Source organism: Pseudoalteromonas sp. SR43-5 (assembly GCF_014163835.1).
Taxonomy (GTDB): domain Bacteria; phylum Pseudomonadota; class Gammaproteobacteria; order Enterobacterales; family Alteromonadaceae; genus Pseudoalteromonas; species Pseudoalteromonas distincta.
Genome location: NZ_JACJEA010000018.1, coordinates 47,683 through 68,380, shown reverse-complemented (window position 1 = coordinate 68,380; position 20,698 = coordinate 47,683). Strand labels below are relative to the sequence as shown.

The following is a 20,698-nucleotide window of genomic DNA, read 5'->3' as shown; positions in this document are numbered from 1 at the left end:
TTTATATGGGCTTGCATAAACTAAATTTTGGTTACTTAATGCTCGGTTAGTGCACGCAATTAAAATAAAGCGTTACTAGGCCTTGAGTATCAGTACTTTACTCAGTTATACTGTTTGCACGCTCTGAATTGAGTTACTAATTCAGGGGCTGATTAGGATTCGACGGAATTCAAGAAGCCCAAGGTGCATGTCGAGGTGCGGTTTGCCTCGTTAAACAGCCGCAACCTAAAGTAATCGCAAACGACGATAACTACTCTCTAGCAGCTTAGGCTGGCTAGCGCTCCTTCCATGTATTCTTGTGGACTGGATTTTGGAGTGTCACCCTAACACCTGATCGCGACGGAAACCCTGGCCGGGGTTGAAGCGTTAAAACTAAGCGGCCTCGCCTTTATTTACCGTGTTTGTCCGGGACTTAAAGGTTAATTAAATGACAATACTAAACATGTAGTACCGACGGTCGAGGCTTTTCGGACGGGGGTTCAAATCCCCCCAGCTCCACCACTTTAAAGTGATACAAAACAGCCAGTTAGAGCATTATGCTTTAACTGGCTTTTTTATTTCTACTTCACTTGTCCACTTAGTGCCCACATTGGTTTTATCAAAGTATTAAACATAAAGATCTAAGATAGGATTATTTTAAAAATAAGGCTCTATTAGGCTTTGTGTTTAAATTCCGCTCCCCCCCTATTAGTATACGGGGGGAGGGGGTTTTCCTTAGCTTCTGCATTACTCTAAATTCCGTATTGGTTTACCAAGGGCGCAAGCGCGGGATTTGTGTAACTAATAACATGATTTGCGCTTCGCTTGGTAACGACCGACAGGCAGCAATGCTAAATTAATATAGGTGTGCGGTCTACATGGCTGCGCCATAAGTGATAGGCTCGTTAGCTAAAGTTGGGTTATTACGTAATAAATGAAAATTACGTAATAAGTTACGTACCCGTTAAATAATCCGCTACGCTCAGGCTTCGCTTGGCGGATTATTTTAAACGGTTTATAAAGATGATAATAAAGAAATATCGGTATCTGGTTTGTCGGGTTTGGGTTGCTCGTATCGGTTAGGGTTGCACAATGCGCGATAAACAAAAGTGCCTTGTTTAATAATTACATTACACGGACTGAAATACTGAATACTAAAACCCATACTGGCTAAGTCGTAGGAATTAACACTAAAGACACCATACTTTTCAGTTATAAATTCAAATATGTATTCTCGGTGTGTTCTGTCTGGCCGCTTCACTTCCTGAATGCCAGTAATGAAAACTTCACTTGCCCCATATGGTAAACCTACAAGAATAGGCTCACCATTAGAAACCTGAAAATTAGCATTATTATTATCAGGACTAATATTTTTTTTAGGATTTTCCACACTGATTTTAGTGGTTTTTTCAACATCTTGAACGTCGCCTTTATCACTGGTGAAATACCATAACCAATACAATATGCACAAAAAGATAGCAGTAACCGGAAAGGCAAAAATAGGACTGAATAAGAAATTCTTACCTTGTCCTTTTGTAATACCTCCGGTAGCTGTCGATTTGTAGCACTTGTGGACTTCGATGGGGATTTTTTTCCACGTGATGGTGCTTGATTTATTTGGGGTTTTTCCATCAAGTTTTGGGTTGTGCTCGAAGATTCGCGGCCTTCTGTTGTAATAGGGGATTGCTGCGAGTCCGTCAAAATACTTGTGGGCATAGGCGTATTGGCTAACGTTTCTAATGTATTTATGGACGCTGGTAATATCGGGGGTACAGACGATAATATCCCAGTTGTATTTTCTGTGTCGCATGTAACACTCTTTGAGTGTTTTGGGGTAAATAATGTGGCCATGTTCGTTAAATAACTCCCGCCCTAAATCGTCAGTATCGCCGCTGGTTAAGTTCTCAGGTTTAAACTTCTCTAGTTGTTCGTAGTGATATTTATACCAATGTTCGGGTATCAAACCCTTGTAAATATCTATGTGTTTATAATTACAAGATTCTGGCTTGAACGTTGCTTCGGTTGGGTAAACGTCTTGCACTTCATCAATTAAAACGAGTGCGCCCGTTGGCATCCAGTGATACCAATTTCGCCAAAGACTTTGCCCTTCGCTATTTTGTGATGATAAACGCCATAGTTGAGCGGTTTCTGGGAATGTTTCTTGTAACTCAGTTTCTATCTCTTCGAGCGGTAAAATACCTTCGATATTGGTAACAACTAATCGACCTCTTCTAAGGGCTGGTAACACTTCAAACCAAGTTGCACTAGCTGACTTAAACGAACCTGGCGCACCGTGAAATATTGAACTAGCCATTATAAAAACCTTAATACATAACGAGCTATGTATGCTTGAACAATAACGTTAACACCATCAAATAGACGCATATCAACAAGTGCTGCTTTTACATCGTGGGGTAATGCGTTTGCAGCCGACGCGACTTTAGAAGCAACTTGGAAATTTTCCATTACTGATTTAGCAACAGTCCAAGCAAGTTTCATAGAGCCTAGTTCAAAGTTAATTTTCATTAAAATAAGCTTTTCTAATACGTAACTAGTAGCACGTTGAAAAAAGCTTGGTACATCATCATCAAAGAAACTCCAAAAGTCGGTAACGTAATCACCAAATGACTTTGCAGCACCAGCTACACCTTCATAGCTATCTGCAAAAGCGAGCGCAGGAAATAAAAACAAAATTAAAATAAATAACGGTTTAATCATTCTCGATTACTCCCTAATAAAATATATAAACCAGTTAGCGTTGCGGCCAGTAGTATTGCTGGAGCTATTAACTTAAAAAAGTTAGAGAACCTAGATACACCAAGGTCAACTTCTACGCCTTTTATTGTTTTTAATCTTTCTTCATATTCACTAGATAAGTTTGGATCAATATCAAATAACGTTGCTGATTCTGTTTTTATTGTTTCTAAGTAGTCGGTTAATTCAGTGCGTTTTTCTTCTATTTCTGTTTTTACTTGCTGTATATCGGCATCAGTAAATACACCATTTAAACCACCTTGTTTACGACCAGCAGAAAAATCAAACTTATCAGGCTCGGTGTTTTCTTCTATTTTTTCTAGTAATTTATTGCCATCAGATTGACCCTTTTTAATATCGCTTAATGTGTTATTGCTTTTAAAGCTGTTGCTTTTAATTGATGAAAGTAACTCGTTAGAGTTTTGCGTCTCTTTGGCTAAACGGTCTAAACGCTCATCGTTTGACTCAAAACCACTAACCATATTGTTATTAATAGAGTCTAAGTTTTTGTTAACTTTATTCAATGCACCAATTGAATCTGGGCTTGTGCTTGGGTCGGTATCTTCTGGCGCTGGCCTTTCATCTGGGTCAGGTGTTTTATCAGGGTCGGGCGTTTCTGGCTCAGGTTCTGGCTCTGGGTCAGGGTCGGGGACACATGCAACAGGCTCAGCCGAACCATAAGAAACAGGAATATAGTAACCGCCATTAGCATCAGTTTTTATCTCACATTGACGGCCATTACCAGCAGGAAAGCAAACACTTGTTTGACCGCCACCACTACCAAAAACAAACGGGTCATTATCGGTTGGGTCTGGGCAATCAGGGTCTGTTAGTGGAGGTTGATCAGATTGCTCACAATAATAAGTTCCATATGCCTCTATAGGGCCATTTGGAAAATCAGGATTTAAGCATTGCCAAGTATCAGGGGATTGTTCAGGGCTATTCATTGTGGCATTAGCTCTTGCGGTATAGTTATCTGTATCTGATGTACCATCTTCATTATGTCTAGTTGAACCAAATTTTTGGCGACACTCTATAGAGTATATTGAATCTTGAACAACGGTTTTTAAATCGCAAATTGAATCCTCAATAGGTGCGTAAGGAGAAAACCCATTCCTAGGGGATGGTTTATATTCTTGCTCTATTAAGCCAGTCTCTGCGACTGCTTGACATTGTGATATTTCAGAAAATTTTATTCTCGCCTCTGCGCCCCTGTAAGTACATTTATAAGTTGTACCACCTGTATTTGTTGCGAGTTCTCTATCTATGGCGTTTGCTTTAAAAAAAACAAAAGGAAGTGTTGAAAGAAATATTATTAATGGATATTTCATTTTTTACCCAACAGTGTGAAATGACGTTAATAAAGGTGTTACTAAAAAATAACGTAAGTCAGTAATGACCAAAAGAAGTTAAACAAACAGTGTGAAATGACGTTAAGAAATGGCGGTTTTACCCGCCATTGTTAACTGGTTCTTACACCACTTGAAAAGCCTTCGACGAAGCACCATACAAGAAAGCAAGCAAGACCAATTGAAGTAACCATTTTAGTTACGTAACTTTGAAACAATCATGCCAATAGCAAAACCGATTGCAGCAACAGTAATTACACCAGTGATAATTGCAGTATAGTTTGTAGTACCGTCAGCAACAGCAGCATTAATGGCTTCTGAATGGTCAGCTGCAAAAACAGACGCTGAACCCATAACAGCCGAACCAAATGCAGCTACTTTTACAGCTTTACTTTTTAATAAATTTTTCATTTTTAGTTTCCCTTTAGGAGTTATGTTTTGCCCATTACTCGGACGACACGACCGATACAATGAGCAGTTATAAAAGCGACTAATGCCGCAGAGTTAATAAGACCGAAAGTGGCCAAGTCAAAAGCAAACAATTCATTAAGAACGTTTACTAATCCGTGTTGCTGTAGTTCTAGGAACTCAGCTTGTGTAACCATCACAAAGTCACAAACACCAGTAACGGCTTTTAAAGTTTGGTCGGGTTGGATAGCTACGCATTGAGGCATTTTCTATTTCACCAATGAAACATCAGCAACAATATTGCGTGACATATTTCTAGGGTCTGGCTGTAAAACTAAATCAACTTCACAAATACCGTTTGTTTCAGTGATTTGCTTGAATTTGTTATAAAGCGTTTGGTCTTCTGTCATTTCTACACTTTTAGGTTCAAAGCCACATTTTTGTATATTGTGGTCGCCTTGAATGTAGTCTTGCTCAGGAACTAAGTAAGAGATAGACGAAAAAGAGTAGGGTTTAGCTGCACCTGATTTACTAGACACACCACGACCCATTGCCGCAGATAATAAAATTACTTTCATGTTAAAAACTCCATTTGATTAGGTGGTGTAATTGTGGCTTCAATTATTGACTTGGGTATATCCCAAGGGTTTAAGCCTTTAGTTAATTTGTCGATTATGTCTTTATCTGATAGCTCTTTTGCATGCCGCAAAAAAATTAGATATTCAGGAGTAATACCATCTTGGTTAATGGAATCAGGAACATCCGAAGAATCTAACCCTTTGGTTAGTTGATCGATAATGTCCTTATCTGATAATTCTTTTATATGACGTAAAAAATTTAACAGCTTCCCATAAGACTGCTTACAGTAACGTTGTAAACGGTCAGCAACTAAAAGTCCGTTATTTATTCTTTCTCTACTGGTAGTTCTAATTTCAAGGCGTTCAGAAGTAATAAAATCAAAAGCGGGATAGGCAGCAGCAAAAATGGCATCGGTATTGAGAAGTGCATCCAAGGAGATAACACGGTCAATACTCCTAAGCTCAAGCTCAGCCCGAACCCAATTAGGTTGAGATTCACTTTCCATTTGCTTACCTTTTTCATACATACGCGCCATTTTTCCATTTTTCCGACTCCCTACATAAAGAGTGTTCCCACCATTAGCTACGCAGTCATAACGTTTCTGCCAGCCGTGTTTTTTCTTCCATTCGATTTGTTGTTCAGCAGTAAGCTTTTGCAGTTTTCCCGTTTGAATAAAAGAAAAAGAGGGGGCTTGGTTTGTCTTACAGAAAGCCCCTTCTTCTAGGTTTTGAAAGTAATCAAGTACGGTTCTGTTCCCTTCGTAATCATCGTAGGCAATATCCAAACGAGTAATTTTTACGTTAGGCATCTTTTTAAGCATATTGTGCAGTTTAGGTATATCTAAACCAGCACAACCAGTGCCAGTAAACGAAATCATTACACCACCATTATTAGCACCCCAAGCGATAGCTCCAGAATTAACATCATGACGATAGAGAGTTGCGGACTTTTCATAAGTAAACATGCCGCTTGTATTTTCTCGATAAGACCAACTTAATGTATCTTTAGTTAAGCGATCTGATTCTGTTGAAACCTCGGTGTTTAGAAGGTGCATAAACTTTGAAATATCACCCTCAATTAAAGAGGAAAGTGTTTTGTAACGCTTTGTTTTTCTTACTATAGTTTTTAAAAAATGTTTGCGATCTTCTTCGGGAATATCTTTTATCGATTTATAATGACGGTACTTAGCAGAGCGAGAGAGGTTTGAATCCCATAATTCTCCATATACTAAGTCTGAAACCCATGTATCTGTCTCATTTACGCTTACTTCTAAATCATCAGTAGCAACAGCGTTAACCAGATCTGAATTGGATTGTTTTACATCTGAGCTAAAGTCGTCAGTTGAATTATTCTCGAAAATTTCAGCACATAACATAGCGTTATAAGCTTCTTTGTATGAGGAAAAATCCCCATTGGTGAATGCTAATTTTGCATTAAAACGGCAACGGGCAACTTCATTAGGACAAAAAACAATAGATAAATAATCGATCTTTGTGATGTTTTGATTTAGTTCATTAGCATTCAGGTTCATAGTCGAATGCTCCTGAATCAAAAAGCTCTTGCCAGTTATTGCAATCTACATCAATAATTTCAAATGAACCGCCATTACTGAAGTCAATACAGAAGGCCATAGCTTCTGAACGTGATGGATACATAAGAGGATGCTCAATTTTATTGAAACCTAAAGCGTACTCATCTGTGGTTGAGATATATTGAAGATAGAATTTCATATTTAGGCTTTCGACGTTATAGCAAGATCGATATTTGCGGCTTTGGCTGCTTCGGCATAAAGAGCAATCATGTTGATATATTTTTTTACTCTTGCTGGGTTTTCACTTGGCGAACACGGAGGTGTATAAGTTGGCAACCTTCCAGCAAATACGGCATTAACAACGTCTTTTACTGACAGGCCCTGCAAACGTGCATACTCTTGATATGTCAAAATAGGGGCTGGAATAGATAAAATAAGTTGTTTATTCATGATTGCTATCTCTATTCTGGAGATTGATTTTTTATATATCCCATTTGAGATATACAGTTTGTTGTTAGGTCAGCATTCAGAGTTAACTAAGCGGAAATATCATGTATTATTAATGCATATCATGTTAAAAACCTTTAGCACCCACTTAAATACCTCAAAAAGAGGTTATTACCTTTTTGAGAGGTATTCAAGCTAATTTTACCTTTTTTGGAGTTTTTTATGGAAGTGAATGTAGCGGATATATTTGAGAGGCTTTTAGATGCTTGTAATTTAAAGACTTTAAAAGAATTATCATTAGAATTTGGATACAAAACTAATTGGGCATCGAACTGTAGATTAAAAGGGGTTGTTCCTTGGGATGTGTGTCTAAAGGTGGCGGTTGAAAAAAAGATTAGGCTTGATTATTTAATTTTTGGTATTGAGGAAATAGAAAAAACAGTTGATGAGAAGAGTAATGAATTTCAAAAAGGGCTTATTAATGGTGTCTTCAACGCAACTGTATATGAACTAATAACACCTCAAAAAGGTGTTGAAATAACTCAGATAGCAGACATTATTCATAGTCAAATTAAAGACCTTTATATGACAGACGGTTTACAAAAAAAATTCATGCATGAAAAACTGGTCAAAGAGATTGAATCACATAAAGAGAAAAAAGTTTAAAATAATGGCCAAATTTTATTGAGCATTACATATACCTGAGAAATTAAATGACAATCAAAAAAGTTGATGGTGGTTACAAAGTTGATATTCGGCCTTGGGGTGCTGATGGCCGCAGGATTAGGAAGGTATTTTCTACCCGTGGCGAGGCACAACGATTTGTAAATCATACTATTGCTGAGGCTGAGGATAAGCCTTGGAAACAAGAAAAAATTGATAGCCGTCACTTATCTGATTTAGTCCAGCTTTGGTACAAAGTACATGGTCAAACTTATGCTTCCCCTCAACGTGCTTTAGCTAAATTAGAAATGATTTGTGAAGCGCTGAACAATCCAATTGCTATGAACTTGCAGGCTAAAGATTTTGTTAAATGGCGTGGTGAACGTATGTCGGGTGAAACACCAATAAGCCCAAAAACAGCGAACAACGACCTTGTATTAATTAAGAGTATGTTCAATAAATTAATTGAAGTAGGGGAGTTAAAATATCCGAATCCCTTAGCTGAAATTAAGCCTTTCAAACTGCAACAAACTGAGCTTTCATTTTTGATGGAAGACGAAATAATTACACTACTAAATGAGTTAAAGCGCTCTACTAATCCGCATATTTTAATCGTGTCTAAAATTTGTTTGGCAACAGGTTGTAGGATAAGTGAAGCGTGTAATTTAAAAGGTTCTCAGGTTATAAAATCAGGCGATAGCTATCGCATCACCTTTATTAATACCAAGGGTAAAAAGAACCGAACTGTACCAATTAGTGAAAAGCTGTTTAATGAGATCCCTAAAAAATCAGGGCCATTATTTGCTGACTGTCGAAAGGCGTTTGAAAGGGCTGTCAATAAAACGGATATTAATTTACCTAAAGGGCAATGTAGCCATGTTTTAAGGCATACTTTCGCTAGTCACTTTATGATGAACGGAGGTAATATTTTAGTATTGCAGCAGATACTTGGTCATGCAAAGATTGAGCAAACTATGGTTTACGCGCACTTTGCACCAAGTCATTTAGAAGATGCTATAAAATTTGGACCTAATTTGATTAATACTTAGCTGTTAACTTCATTTCAGAAAAAACGTTATTAAGCTCTTGGCAATTGTTTAGGTATTTCACATTATCGTAATCTAAAAACTGCTTTGAAATTAAGATCAACCTTAAAAGGTGAAAATCTGTAAAGTTAACAAGAGTAGATAAATGCGATTCTCTATCAGCCTCAGTAAAACCATTTTTATCAGATAAATGTTCAATGGTGATCTTAACTAATATATAAAAAGTTCTTATCATGCCAAACATACGATCTTTTTCATCAGAATCTTTAAGAAAATCACCTATTTCTAAATCTGTTTTACCGTTACCTTTAAGGTGGGTAATGGTGCGTTCTAAAGTGATAACAGCATCAGCTGATCTTAATACAACACTATTGTTAGCTTGATTTAGTTCTATAGTAAAACTATCGAAAACCTGCTTTTGAGAATCCAGCATATTGAAAAACTGAGATTCAAACGACTTTAATTTTTCAGTTTGTCGTATTAGGTTTATCTCTGTTCTCAAATTATCATTTGCAGTTTTCTGGTATGTCAAAGATTTCAGTAGTAACACTATAGAGACGAAACCTAGCGTTGGGTTGAGAACACCCCCAATAAAGTCTCCAAACTGTCCCCAGACTTCAGTTTTATCTGAAAAAGGTAAGCCAAGGTTAACTTTAAACTGTATGAAATAAGCTAGCCATACACTTATGGTGAATAATATAGCTGCAATTGTATAACGATTCATTACTCTAATATGCCTACAATAAAGTATTTAACTATAGTGCCATCTTTGAGTTTGACAGGTTGAACTCTAAGTTTTAAAAACTCAACGTCGTCAATAACAATTGTATTGTTAACATGTAAGTTAGAAGAAAGCATTTTCTTTACTTGATTTGTAATCAAAGCACCACTTAGTCCAAATGACACTGTGTCGTCAGTACCTTTTATGAGTAATCGACCATTTCCTGTTCTGGTATTAAAACGAGTTATATATGCAGTAATTTCAGCTATGAAATCAGCTCTTTCAGCTTCTGTAATATTTAATGCAGTTGTATTTGTAAGCTTACAGATTTGAAAAGTATCAGCGCCCCTGTTTTTACAATCAATTTTTACATCATAATTATACTTTGAAGGTACTTGATGCATTCTAATTAAGGGTCTTCTTATTCTTGCTATTAATTTATTTGCATTATCACCCATATCATTTAAAACACTATCCGCTTGAGGTGTGAGATTAGGGTGGTCTAAATAAAGTGATTCAGCAATAAAATATCTTATTAGTTCAATAAAAACAGGTTTGCCAATTTGACGAAACCTTTTTTGCAAAAAGTCATCTTCGATACCAACTGAAAAGTGTTGTCCGTATGAGCCTTTAAAAGATTGTTTTAAAGTCGTTCTGACAGGTGTGGCATGAGTGATATTTTTTGTAACTTTCTTTCTTAATATACCCTCACTTGTTAGAGTTATTACATCAGAAGTGCCAATAAGCGTCTCAAGCCCAAACTTCATATCGATTTCATTCGTAGGGCTATCAATTAATATATCTAAATTGATGTTCATTAAATTCCTTTTAGACGCTAGTAAAGTAAAAACTGCGCAATTATATGATTTTTATTTTGTCCACATAATGCCCAAACTTAAACGATTACACAAGACCTAAGAAGATAGTATAAGGAACTAAGTATTTGATTTTTAATTAAGTCATTGTTTTATTTAGTGGTTAGTGATAATCGAGGCTTTTCGGACGGGGGTTCAAATCCCCCCAGCTCCACCAATAAAGGTTTTTGAACTCGTTATTCGAAAACCATAAGAAACCCGCAAATTTATTAATCCAAATTTGCGGGTTTTTTTATGCTTATAATTGTTGCAACTAAGCTTTAGCTGTTATTTCAGCACTTTACAGGGCGGTAAATAAAACAGATATTAATTTGCCGAAAGGGCAGCGTAGCCATGTATTAGGCATACTTTCGCGAGTCATTTTATGATGAACGGAGGTAATATTTTAGTCTTGCAACAAATACTGGGTCATGCAAAGATTGAACAAACTATGGTTTACGCTCATTTTGCGCCAAGCCATTTAGAGGATGCTATTAGATTAGGCTCAAGGATTTGTGGATGAGTGATGATAAAGTATTTGTTAAATACGAAAAAGAAATTGATGATTGCTATGATGAGCATGACCATTATTTAAAATATAGAAGTGGAATTGACGAGAGTGAGCTAAAAAATTCAGAAGCATCTGATAAAGCTATATTAACAATTTCAAGCGTAGCTATAGGTCTTCTATTTAACTACAGTAAAAATTATAGTTCTATTGATAGCCAAATCAATAACTTATTATTGATATGTGGTTGGTTTTTTATAGCAGGTTCAATGACATTAGTAATAATTAGCATGTATTTTAGTGGGGTAATGCTATCAAGAAATAGAAAAAGAATTGACTCAATTCTAAGAGAAAGATCGAACTTGATTAGAGAACTATATGAATATGAAGAAGTTGGAAAAGAAAGCAATTTTAAAATAAAGAAAGTAAAATTAGATAAAATCAAATTTAAAGAACCAAAAGTTTTGGGTTTTTTTACAAGAATATTCCACTATAGTTCGCCAATTTTTTTGATTATAGGAATCTTATTAGTAGGAATCTACTTCGCGTTTAATTTAAGTGAATCTAGCAAAACAAATGGTCAAATAAAACCTACATTAAACAAAGTTATAAATTCAACTCATATTATTAATAAAGAGGAAGTAAATAATGGAAGAACAAGATCGGAGAATACAAACACCACCACCGCCTCCTCCTCCAAGGAAACCAAATAATCAAAAAGGAAATAGCAATGTCAGATAAAAGCCAAAATCCTGTTGAAAGAAGCAAAAGTAGTGTGCCACCACCACCACCGCCGAGAATGCCGCCTCCTCGAAAAGAGAGTAAATAATTTGTCCAACGTATGTCCATAAATAAAAGTTAAAGTAAGTCTCGACTAGATTACAATAGAATCTAACATCTTTATTTTTAACTAAGATTTTGTTTTTAATGACTTATTTTGGTGTTCGAACTTTTCGGGCGGGGCTCTCCCTCCCAGCTCCACCAATAAAGGTTTTTGAACTCGTTATTCGAAAATCATAAAATAAAGTTTAAGTATTTCTAATTGCGCGTAACTTCATTTTTATCGCAATTATAAAAATACTGAATAACGACAACATACTTATTAACAACGTTAGATTAAGTATTGGGTTGCTGCTTTGCTCATCCGCATTGGCTGGGGAGGTGTTGGTAGTTTGCGAGTTTTGATGTTGCCTAATATAGCTTTGGCTGATCCAATCTATCGCGTTTATCCATTGTACTTTGGCGGGGTCAGTATTATTGAGCATCCCTATTGCGTGCTTATCGTTATCTAAGCTTTTTGAAAGTTTTACCAGTTGCTGCCAAAATTCATTTTTAGGGCCTAGGTCATCTATTTCTTGCAGGTGCTGTTGTAATTTATCGCCCCCCATCGTTTTTATATCAGCTTGTCCTGTACTTTGCGCGTAGCTATTTATTAGCGATGAAAAGCGACTAAAGTACTCATTACTTTTTTGCTGTGTAGGGTTAGCTGCTTGCTCGTTTGTTACTTTTTGTTTTGGTTGATTTAGGCTGTTTTGATCAATCAAATATTGTTTATAGTTTTGGTAACTTAAGCTGTTTGTAGTTGTGTTATTTGTGGTTCCATTATTTAGAGTGCCAAAATTGTTTTTAAGTGCATTAACACTGATCCCTACGCCTATTATGGTAATAATACAAAGTGCGCAATAGCAAAAGTACAATGCGCTTTTTAAAGTGTTACGCAGTAGTTTATATTTATTATAACTTTGCTTAACAGCTGCAGCTGTATTTGAAGCTTCGTTTGTATCTAGATGTTTGTTTTGTATTGAAATACTTTTGCCGTCAGTACTTTCACTAATGTGTTTATCTGTATTTTTGTTATGCTCAGTGAGTGCTATTTGATTATTTTTAGATTGAGAGGTTGCTGTAGAGAGTTGCGGTTCTACTTTAGTAATTAATCCTAGCTTTTTTAGTGAGGATTCTGTTTTAACAGCATCAATACTCGATAAGTCTTTTTTTAAAGCGTAAGCTTTTCCATCAAATAACTGAACAACAATATTATGAGGAATATTTAGAAGTTGGCTAAGTTTTTCTTGGGCAGAGGTAAGGTCAGTATTTTGATATAACTGACCATTAAAAACAATTTTAAATGTAGCGCTCACGTTAGTACCTTGCTTGTGTAATTCCATTTTTGGAATTTTATTTTTATTATTTGATACACAAAGCTAATTTAACAGATAAAGGGTATGCTTTCTAATGATTTGTGATTAAAAAAAGCCTTAACAAACAGCGTTAAGACTTTGGCGTGTAGCTGTTACTTTACTTTATCGTTTTGCGAGTGATTTTACAGATTGCTTTTGATCACTGGCAGGTTGAGTTGCTTTGTCTATTAATGTTTCAAGTGGTTTATTTCGAACGCACATAAGTACTTTGTTCATTGCTTGGCATGTGCCTGTCGCTTTTTTATCATGGCTTGTGTAGCTACAACCTTCATTAATGGCTTTTTCTTCACATGCTTCCCAAGGCGCGTTTGAGCCGTGGCCTGCATGACTTAGCGCTGAGCATGAGGTAGCAAGTAAAAAGCCAGTGGTTAGTGCTTTTATTACGTTAAATATTTTCATTAGTATCTCAGTTAATTATTTGGCCAGAATGCGAGTTATCTTGCGGTAGCACCTTTAAAACAACCAATAAACATGTTTTCAGATACATCGGCTGCATGGTAGTGGTATCCGCGTGTATCGTCGGTGTGGCCTCTACATTCGTCTAAATCAGTGGGTTCTAATCCATCTTCGTTAAGCATGCCAAATATACCAAATCCATCGAGTGCATAACCCATCATGGCGGCATGACCGTCTGATTGGATTTGTGTTTGGCTACAGCCTGCTTCACCGTGGTAGTGATAACCTGCTACTAAGTTAATATGCCCGGCGCAATCATCAAAGGCTGCAATAGTGTATGCGCCTAAAATAGCCTCAACAGGGGCGGGTGCAGCAAGTACAACACCATTTAGAGCAACACCTACATTAGTGTTACCAATACTGCTATTTTGAGTGGTTGCAACAGGCGTTATTGGAATTAAAAATGATTCTGATATACCGCCATCAACATAATCAATAGAGCATTCTACGCAGTGGTTTTGGTATTGCTCCTCTACGTTTGGACGTGCAGCACCATCACACGATTCTTGTGTATCGGTTACATTTACAAGGCCTGTACCTTCGTCGTATAGCTGCCAATGGCTATCGTTATATAATGTTGGTAGATTTAAAATAAAGTCGCCAGTTATATCGTAAACCTCACCGGTGCCGTCAAACCAAATACCGGCTTCGTCTGCTGTTGATGTGATATTTCTAGGGCAAAATACACCAATCTCGTAATTTGAAGGCGCACCGGCAATATCAATTTTGTAGCATGAAGCTTCATCGCCATTACTTAGCGTACATGTTTGAGTGGTAATTGATGAAATGAGCGCATCGCTTTCAAAGTTAAAAGGGTCAACTTCTACAACGAAATCGGTTGAAGTATCTGTTGTAGTGCCCTCATCGGTGGTTGTTTCAGTTACGACGGTACTTTGAGTATCGCTACCGTTACAGGCAGCTAAGCCCAGTGCAAGTATGCACACTGTAAGCGGTGCTAAAATTGGTGCGTTAAGTTTTCTCATCAGAAATATCCGGTAATGAAGTTGAATGTATAATATTTGTTAAATGTGCAAACAAAGTGCAAAAACAACGCAACATAATACATTGCCTGAAATAGAGGCTTATAACGCTTGCTATAGGTGTATGTTGTACCTTTTATTGTTTAAAATACTGCGACTTTAAAGTACCTAAATAGGCAGTGGAGTTTTATGGACTTTTTATTTCCCGACAGTATGTCTTTATTTTTGTTTTTATTAATGATGATCACCGCTGGCTTTACTTCTTTTATATCTGCTGCATTTGGTGCGGGTGGCGGGCTAATGTTGCTTGTTGTTATGGCGTCGTTTATGCCTATGGCAGTTGTTGTGCCTGTGCATGGTTTAGTACAGCTTGGCTCTAATGCAAATAGGTTATTACTCAGCTTTAAGCATATTGATAAAAGCATGTTTGTATATTTTGCGTTAGGCGGCTTAGTAGGGGCGGGGTTATCAAGTTTTGTTATTGATGATATATCGCTTGATGCTATGAAGTTAGTGGTCGCTATTTTTGTTATTTATTTACTGTGGGGTAAAACACCGCCAGTAAAATTAACCTCTAAGCTATGGCGTATGGTCGCCGGTGGCATAACGACTTTTATTTCTATGTTTGTGGGGGCGAGCGGGCCATTAGTTGGTAGCTGTTTATATATAAATAATTACGAAAAGTTAAAATTTACGGCAACGTTTTCGAGCATTATGAGTGTGCAGCATTTATTAAAAGCGGTAATTTATGGTGCTGTTGGCTTTAGCTTTTGGCAATGGATGCCGCTTGTAATTGCTATGGTAATAAGTGGTGCTGTAGGTACTTGGTTTGGAATTAAATTACTTAAAAGTATGGCCGGGGATAAATTTAAGCGTATTTTTAGAGTCGTTTTAACGTTATTAACGCTACAACTCGGTTGGCAAGGTATTAAAATATTACTCCACTAATTTACTTAGTGGAGTAAATTTAATTTTATTAAACATAAATCACTTAAGCGAATTAAACAATTCATTGCCTAAAAACTACCGATGCAGAGCGACTACACTGTAATTTTTTGGCTTATCGATGAACTATACTAATCTGCAATAATTGTTTATACGTTTAATTAAATTGATATTAAAGCTTATTTAACAGCGGCTTTAATTGGTTTGTCGCCATCAAATAACTCAAAAATGCGGTTACTAATAAATGAGTTAGTCGCAATATGTAATAATGCATTGGCTACGTTTTCGCGGCTAATTTTAGCCTCAGAACGATCACTTGGTCGCTGCGTCGTTACTTGCATTGAAGCGCTATCATCAGTCAGTGTACCAGGACGAACAATGGTATAATTTAAACCACTATTTATTAGGTGCTCGTCAGCCATGTGCTTGGCAACTAAGTAAGGTTTTAAATCACCTTGAATCGAATCTGGATCGTCTGCACCAATTGAGCTGACCATAATAAAGTGTTTAACGCCATGTTCTTTAGCAAAGGTAGCTGCTTTAGTTGCAGCCCATAAATCAATAAGTACAGTTTTATCATCGCCCGTACTTCCGCCAGAACCTGCAGCAAAAATCACTTGGTCACAGCCTTTTATTGCTTCGCCAAAATCGCCTTCAAGATCTTGCTCAACAATAGTTAAAAAAGAGCTGTTTAAATCACTTAGCTTATTTTTGTCACGCACTAATGCCACAACATTTTGCTCATTTTTTAAAAGTAGCTCAGTTGCCATTTTACCTATTTGTCCGCTTGCGCCAATAATTAGGGTCTTACTCATAATTAACTCCTTCCAATAAATAGTAAAAGTAATGTGCTTACAAACAGACCTTGGGGTAGGGGATAATTTTTAAAGGGTAAAAAAGAGTTTAAATGAGCTAATTTCAAAAAATACTTTAATTAAAATTCAATACTTAACTGAGCATTAAAATTAGCTGCTTTTGGCGTGTTTTTTTAGAACTTTTTATTCAACCATTATACTCACTTCGGTCACATAACTACGGCGATATAGACTAATACGAACCTTATGTTCATGGTAATTATAAAACAAAGTGCGATATGTATTATTGCCGTTTGTTTTTAACGGCTCACCTAATTTTTGCTGATAAAAGCGAGCGATATCAGAAATTGAATCTGTTAAATAACCAGTGCGAACCATTGGATATTCGCCGGCTACATCCATTGATGTAACAAACTCTTCAGGAAGTGGGATTTCAGTGACGTTTTGGCTAAGTACATTAAACGATAGAGTGCATAGCAGTATTATTAAAAATGCTAAAATTTTCATTAAAGTCCTTTAAATAATAAATTCCATTTATTGGTACTCATTTTACCTCAATAAGCACCTTTGTCATTTAAATTTTATTACGAATTAAATCTCGTACTATAAACCGAGCAGGGTGAATAGCTTGGCTTACACGTTCGCTTAATGGGCGGGGCTCGTTATTTAAACAACTTATTAACCGACGCATTATACAACTCTTAATATGGCTGCACTTCAGTTATACGCTGAAGTGTGAAAAAGTTACACAAATAAGGATCGTTGAATTAAGTTTGCTCATTAGGCATAGTGCTAATGTAAACTAATACTTTAAAAGGAATTTCCATGAAAAATAGTATTATCAAAGTACTTTTAATTTGTACTGCCTACCTGTGCTGCGCGTTTAACCTGCAAGCAAAGCTATTACTAACGGCTTACCCCGATGCGAAATTAGAAGAAAAAGTCACTTTAGCGGGTGAAGAAGCACAGTTTGTATCAGTCTTTAACCCTGCGCTAAAAAAATCTCAAAAATTTGAATATAAGACATTTATTGGTGATGTAAGTCATTTTTCTTATCAAATAAAGAATGTTGCTTCTTTAAAGGTAATAGAAAACTACAAAGACGCTTTAAATGATGCTGGATTTAAAGTTTTGTATACATGTTCTTTAAACGATTGTTATGAAAAGCGAGAGGATAAATTGCTGGCTGAAGAGTCGAGCTATTTCAACGTATCTAGTTATTACGGACAACCACATTATATTTACGCAACAAAAGGAGAGGCTCCTGAAGCTGCCATTTCGTTATTTGTTGGACAATATAAAAATACGACACAAGCGCTTTTGACTACGACCAATATTAAAGAAATTGAAACTGGACTAATAAAAGCTGATTTTGAAGCATTCAAGAAAAAAGTTAATAATAAAATAAAAAAATCTACACATGAAGATCTTAAAGGTTCTGCAGATCATCCTTTATTAAGTCGTTACCCTGGTAGCTATATCGAGGATTATCAAAATATTGATTATGAGGAGTTTAGTATCCCAATTGGCAAGTCTGATAAAAAAACGAGTACTTCACCTATGCTTGATGTTACAGGAGATTTAACGCGAATTACTTATATTGCGAATAAAGTATCGACGTTAAAAATTTATCATAACTATGTGAGTGCTTTGACTAAAGAAGGTTTTGAAACCGTATTTTCTTGTCAAAAAAATGAATGCGGTACAAAAAGAAAAGAGATTCAAGCATTAGGCGATAAGCTGGCAATCAAACCTGTTTATAACTACTTTCACCAACCTAGATATCAAGTTATGAAAAACACTCTAAATGAGCAAACTACCTACGTTGCCTTTTTTATAGGTAACTATAATGGCGATTCTCGTATTCAGCTTGTTATTGCTCGTACAGAGCCCTTAGTGACAGGCTTAATAGAAACGAATAGTGATAAAGTTCTTGAGCAGTTAGAGCAAAAAGGAAAGGCGTCTATTTACGGTATTTTATTTGATTATGATAAAGCCACTATTAAAGCTGAATCTAAAGAGGCGTTAGATGTTATTGCTCAAGTTATGGAAAAAAATAAAAAATTGAGTTTATATGTTGTTGGTCATACCGATGATAAAGGCTCGCCTAATTATAATATAAACCTTTCAAAGCGCCGTGCTGATGCGGTTGTTAACGCATTAATTGCTGATTATGGGGTAGCTAAAGAAAGGTTATTAGCTCAAGGAGCGGGTCCTTATTCACCCGTTGCAACTAATAAAAATGATTTAGGTCGTGAACTAAACCGCCGTGTTGAATTAGTTGAAAGGTTGTCTAGTTCAAAATAATTTACGTTTTTAATTTATATGCACATTAGATCTATTATTTTAATGTGTATACCTCATTTAAATTTTATTACGAATTAAATCTCGTACTATAAACCGAGCAGGGTGAATAGCTTGGCTTACACGTTCGCTTAATGGGCGAGGCTCGTTATTTAAACAGCTTACGAGATGTTCTGCACTTAGCGGTGCGCTACATAAAGCGCGGGCGCCAAAGCCGGTAAAAATATGCAGGCCTTGTTGTGGCTTATTAAGTTTCTCATATTGATAGCGTTTTCCTAAGCGTAAGTTAGCAAAGGCCATTGTATAATCACTTTGTTCGCACCATTGCCCTGCCATTGGTAGGTGATCTATAAATGTGCATCGTACAGCTGCTTTTGCCGAGGTAATATTGCCAAGGGTTGAGGCAAATTCACTTTGCTGATAAAAGCTAAGTAGTTGCTCTTGGTTTAATTGGTTGTCGAGCGCTGTAACTTGACGGCTTTTGGTGTTTTTTTCAAACGTGGCTCCCATACAGTGATGATCTAAATAGGCTGGGGTAAAATACCCTTTATGGCACAGCACTGTTTTAAGTTTGCGTGATTGCTCACTTGCCTCTATATGTGAAACTTGCCCGCGTACGCCTACTATTGGTAGCGCTTTTGTTTGCTCAAATGCATCACTGTGCTCGCCTGCACAAATAACTACATCACTAAAAGGACCTAACTGCTCATCATTCGTTAATAAAAACCAACCGCTGTCAGTTTTTTTAAGCTGTTTTATATTGCAGTTAAATACGCTTTTAAATGGGTTTATGCTATTTGCAGCGCTTAACATGGCGTTTACTAATTGCGGAGGGTTAACCCAGCCGCCTTGCTCAAAAAACATGCCCGAATAACCTGTTTCTACGCCGGCTATTTCGTCGCCTTGCTCTGCGGTTACGTTGTGCATTAGCTGGGTTGGCCACAGTTGTTTTTGTGCTAAGTTTTCATGTTTATCGGCCAGAGTTTTTTTTACTGCGTGTTGTAATACGCCGCACCAATCGTAATCAAAATTAAAACCACTGCTAAGTAAGTTGTTATATAGGCGTTTAGCGTATAAAAAGCTATGTGCGAACAATTCACTGTGCGGCGAGTTTTTTGCTTGTAGGTGAGGGTAAATAGCGCCTTGCACATTGTGCGATGCCCCCATAGCTGGTTTTTCATCTTGGCAAAATAATTGGCTTGCTATGCCTCGTTTAGCCAAGCTATATAAAATGCAGCTACTGGCTATACCGCCGCCAATGACCGCTACATTTTTTAAAGCACTGCTATCTTGATGAAAATATGCAGGAGCTGATTGAGCATCATTTACGCACTCTAGTTGGCCAACAAGCATATCTCTTTTTTGGCCAAAGCCTTTGGCTTTTTTAGTATTAAAGCCTGCATCAATTAATCCACGGCGAACAAAACCTGCTGAAGTAAATGTTGATAAGGTTGCACTTGCCCTTGATATATTGGCCATAGAATTAAATAAACTTTGCTGCCACATTTCGGGGTTTTTACTTGGCGCAAAACCATCTAAATACCAAGCGTCAACAATTCCTGTTTGCGGATAGCTCATTGCTTGTATTGATTCAAGTGCATCTCCAAAGTATAAATCGAGAACAACAAGCCCATTGTCAAATTCGAGTCTGTGGCATCCTTCTAAATTAATTGGGTATTGTTTAGATAATTTGTTACTAAAGGCGCTTAATGATGGCCATGCCTGTAGTGCTTTGTTTAAATCGTCTATGTGCAGTGGATATTTTTCAAATGAAATAAAGTGTAAGCGTTTAACACCATTATCTAATTGATTTTGAACTTGTTGACGTGCAAGGTGGTCAGTAAAGCGTTGCCATGTATTTAAAAAGTTTAAACCTGTACCAAAGCCGGTTTCGGCAATAACAAAATGTGGCTGGTCATGATTTTGTAATCGTGCATCTATATTATTTTGCTCATAATACACATAATGCGATTCAGCTAAGCCATCGTCATTAGAAAAATAAATATCACCGAAGTCATTAGCGAAAGGTGTACCTAAATTATTAAAGTGTATATGTGCATTTTTGATCATGATTTTTTAATTTTATAGATATATTTTTTAATTATTTTACGGGTTTTCTTTGAAATAGTCTGGCGTTATTTATAAGCTAGCAGTTCAGAGT

Annotated in this window: 22 protein-coding genes, 1 other RNA gene and 1 pseudogene; 7 read left to right on the top strand and 17 right to left on the bottom strand. The window is 36.6% G+C overall.

The features are described 5' to 3' along the window. Nucleotides 1-144 precede the first annotated feature (144 nt). Nucleotides 145-501, top strand: a transfer-messenger RNA (tmRNA) gene (gene ssrA, locus H5090_RS12205). Nucleotides 502-994: 493 nt separating this feature from the next. Here the strand turns inward: ssrA and H5090_RS12200 are convergent. From H5090_RS12200 to H5090_RS12160, 9 genes are all read right to left on the bottom strand, one after another. Continuing rightward, nucleotides 995-2,293: a zonular occludens toxin domain-containing protein gene (locus H5090_RS12200; protein WP_182695832.1), complete on the bottom strand. Its 1,299-nt coding sequence runs from the start codon at nt 2,291-2,293 to the stop codon at nt 995-997. Then, nucleotides 2,293-2,697: a DUF2523 family protein gene (locus H5090_RS12195; RefSeq protein ID WP_182695831.1), complete on the bottom strand. Its 405-nt coding sequence runs from the start codon at nt 2,695-2,697 to the stop codon at nt 2,293-2,295. The genes H5090_RS12200 and H5090_RS12195 overlap by 1 nt, the downstream gene beginning before the upstream one ends. Continuing rightward, entirely contained in the window at nt 2,694-4,064 is a 1,371-nt protein-coding gene (locus H5090_RS12190) for a hypothetical protein (RefSeq protein WP_182695830.1), read from the bottom strand. Before H5090_RS12190 ends, H5090_RS12195 begins: the two co-directional genes overlap by 4 nt. A gap of 213 nt (nt 4,065-4,277) precedes the next feature. Beyond that, complete coding sequence (locus H5090_RS12185) at nt 4,278-4,493, bottom strand: hypothetical protein (protein WP_182695829.1); 216 nt, start codon at nt 4,491-4,493, stop codon at nt 4,278-4,280. Between the two features lie 20 nt (nt 4,494-4,513). After that, nucleotides 4,514-4,756, bottom strand: a complete 243-nt coding sequence (locus H5090_RS12180; protein WP_182695828.1) for a hypothetical protein — start codon at nt 4,754-4,756, stop codon at nt 4,514-4,516. A 3-nt stretch (nt 4,757-4,759) separates the two neighbouring features. Continuing rightward, a complete protein-coding gene (locus H5090_RS12175; RefSeq protein ID WP_182695827.1) occupies nt 4,760-5,068 on the bottom strand; it encodes a hypothetical protein in 309 nt (102 codons plus the stop codon). After that, nucleotides 5,065-6,600 (bottom strand): replication initiation factor domain-containing protein, encoded by a 1,536-nt coding sequence (locus tag H5090_RS12170; RefSeq protein WP_182695826.1) that lies wholly within the window; start codon nt 6,598-6,600, stop codon nt 5,065-5,067. The genes H5090_RS12175 and H5090_RS12170 overlap by 4 nt, the downstream gene beginning before the upstream one ends. Beyond that, nucleotides 6,584-6,799: a hypothetical protein gene (locus H5090_RS12165; protein WP_182695825.1), complete on the bottom strand. Its 216-nt coding sequence runs from the start codon at nt 6,797-6,799 to the stop codon at nt 6,584-6,586. Before H5090_RS12165 ends, H5090_RS12170 begins: the two co-directional genes overlap by 17 nt. Nucleotides 6,800-6,801: 2 nt before the next feature. Then, complete coding sequence (locus H5090_RS12160) at nt 6,802-7,050, bottom strand: DNA-binding protein (protein WP_182695824.1); 249 nt, start codon at nt 7,048-7,050, stop codon at nt 6,802-6,804. Nucleotides 7,051-7,269: 219 nt separating this feature from the next. On the opposite strand from H5090_RS12160, the gene H5090_RS12155 reads away from it, so the two are divergent. Then, entirely contained in the window at nt 7,270-7,713 is a 444-nt protein-coding gene (locus tag H5090_RS12155; RefSeq protein ID WP_182695823.1) for a helix-turn-helix domain-containing protein, read from the top strand. Between the two features lie 47 nt (nt 7,714-7,760). Next, nucleotides 7,761-8,759 (top strand): tyrosine-type recombinase/integrase, encoded by a 999-nt coding sequence (locus H5090_RS12150; RefSeq protein WP_182695822.1) that lies wholly within the window; start codon nt 7,761-7,763, stop codon nt 8,757-8,759. On the opposite strand, the gene H5090_RS12145 is transcribed toward H5090_RS12150, so the two are convergent. Together H5090_RS12145 and H5090_RS12140 are read right to left on the bottom strand one after the other, a co-directional pair. Continuing rightward, nucleotides 8,749-9,480, bottom strand: coding sequence for a hypothetical protein (locus H5090_RS12145; RefSeq protein ID WP_182695821.1), 732 nt, complete (start codon nt 9,478-9,480; stop codon nt 8,749-8,751). The genes H5090_RS12150 and H5090_RS12145 overlap by 11 nt on opposite strands. Next, nucleotides 9,480-10,295: a hypothetical protein gene (locus tag H5090_RS12140; RefSeq protein WP_182695820.1), complete on the bottom strand. Its 816-nt coding sequence runs from the start codon at nt 10,293-10,295 to the stop codon at nt 9,480-9,482. The genes H5090_RS12145 and H5090_RS12140 overlap by 1 nt, the downstream gene beginning before the upstream one ends. A gap of 365 nt (nt 10,296-10,660) precedes the next feature. On the opposite strand from H5090_RS12140, the pseudogene H5090_RS12135 reads away from it, so the two are divergent. Then, a pseudogene (locus tag H5090_RS12135) lies at nt 10,661-10,854 on the top strand (tyrosine-type recombinase/integrase); the annotation flags it as partial. Next, nucleotides 10,851-11,552, top strand: coding sequence for a hypothetical protein (locus tag H5090_RS12130; RefSeq protein ID WP_182695819.1), 702 nt, complete (start codon nt 10,851-10,853; stop codon nt 11,550-11,552). The pseudogene H5090_RS12135 and the gene H5090_RS12130, both read left to right, overlap by 4 nt. 315 nt (nt 11,553-11,867) lie before the next feature. Here H5090_RS12130 and H5090_RS12125 read toward each other — a convergent pair whose 3' ends face one another. The 3 genes from H5090_RS12125 to H5090_RS12115 form a co-directional block, all read right to left on the bottom strand. Further along, nucleotides 11,868-12,977, bottom strand: a complete 1,110-nt coding sequence (locus H5090_RS12125) for a hypothetical protein (protein WP_310736318.1) — start codon at nt 12,975-12,977, stop codon at nt 11,868-11,870. Nucleotides 12,978-13,139: 162 nt separating this feature from the next. Continuing rightward, on the bottom strand, nt 13,140-13,436 hold the full coding sequence (locus tag H5090_RS12120; RefSeq protein WP_024596756.1) for a hypothetical protein: 297 nt from the start codon (nt 13,434-13,436) through the stop codon (nt 13,140-13,142). A gap of 35 nt (nt 13,437-13,471) precedes the next feature. Beyond that, nucleotides 13,472-14,476, bottom strand: a complete 1,005-nt coding sequence (locus H5090_RS12115) for a YHYH protein (protein WP_182695817.1) — start codon at nt 14,474-14,476, stop codon at nt 13,472-13,474. Between the two features lie 186 nt (nt 14,477-14,662). Here H5090_RS12115 and H5090_RS12110 point away from each other — a divergent pair, with 186 nt between their 5' ends. Beyond that, nucleotides 14,663-15,421, top strand: coding sequence for a sulfite exporter TauE/SafE family protein (locus H5090_RS12110; protein WP_182695816.1), 759 nt, complete (start codon nt 14,663-14,665; stop codon nt 15,419-15,421). 176 nt (nt 15,422-15,597) lie between these two features. Here H5090_RS12110 and H5090_RS12105 read toward each other — a convergent pair whose 3' ends face one another. Further along, nucleotides 15,598-16,233 carry an NAD(P)-binding oxidoreductase gene (locus H5090_RS12105; RefSeq protein ID WP_182695815.1) on the bottom strand — a complete coding sequence of 212 codons (636 nt, stop codon included), beginning with the start codon at nt 16,231-16,233 and terminating at the stop codon, nt 15,598-15,600. Between the two features lie 183 nt (nt 16,234-16,416). Beyond that, nucleotides 16,417-16,740, bottom strand: coding sequence for a hypothetical protein (locus H5090_RS12100; protein WP_182695814.1), 324 nt, complete (start codon nt 16,738-16,740; stop codon nt 16,417-16,419). A 318-nt stretch (nt 16,741-17,058) separates the two neighbouring features. Between H5090_RS12100 and H5090_RS12095 the strand changes: the two genes are divergently transcribed. After that, the gene (locus H5090_RS12095) at nt 17,059-18,540 is read left to right on the top strand and encodes an OmpA family protein (RefSeq protein WP_182695813.1); all 1,482 of its coding nucleotides are present in this window, start codon (nt 17,059-17,061) and stop codon (nt 18,538-18,540) included. 57 nt (nt 18,541-18,597) lie between these two features. Here H5090_RS12095 and mnmC read toward each other — a convergent pair whose 3' ends face one another. Further along, nucleotides 18,598-20,607 carry a bifunctional tRNA (5-methylaminomethyl-2-thiouridine)(34)-methyltransferase MnmD/FAD-dependent 5-carboxymethylaminomethyl-2-thiouridine(34) oxidoreductase MnmC gene (gene mnmC / locus H5090_RS12090; protein ID WP_182695812.1) on the bottom strand — a complete coding sequence of 670 codons (2,010 nt, stop codon included), beginning with the start codon at nt 20,605-20,607 and terminating at the stop codon, nt 18,598-18,600. Between the last annotated feature and the right edge of the window lie 91 nt (nt 20,608-20,698).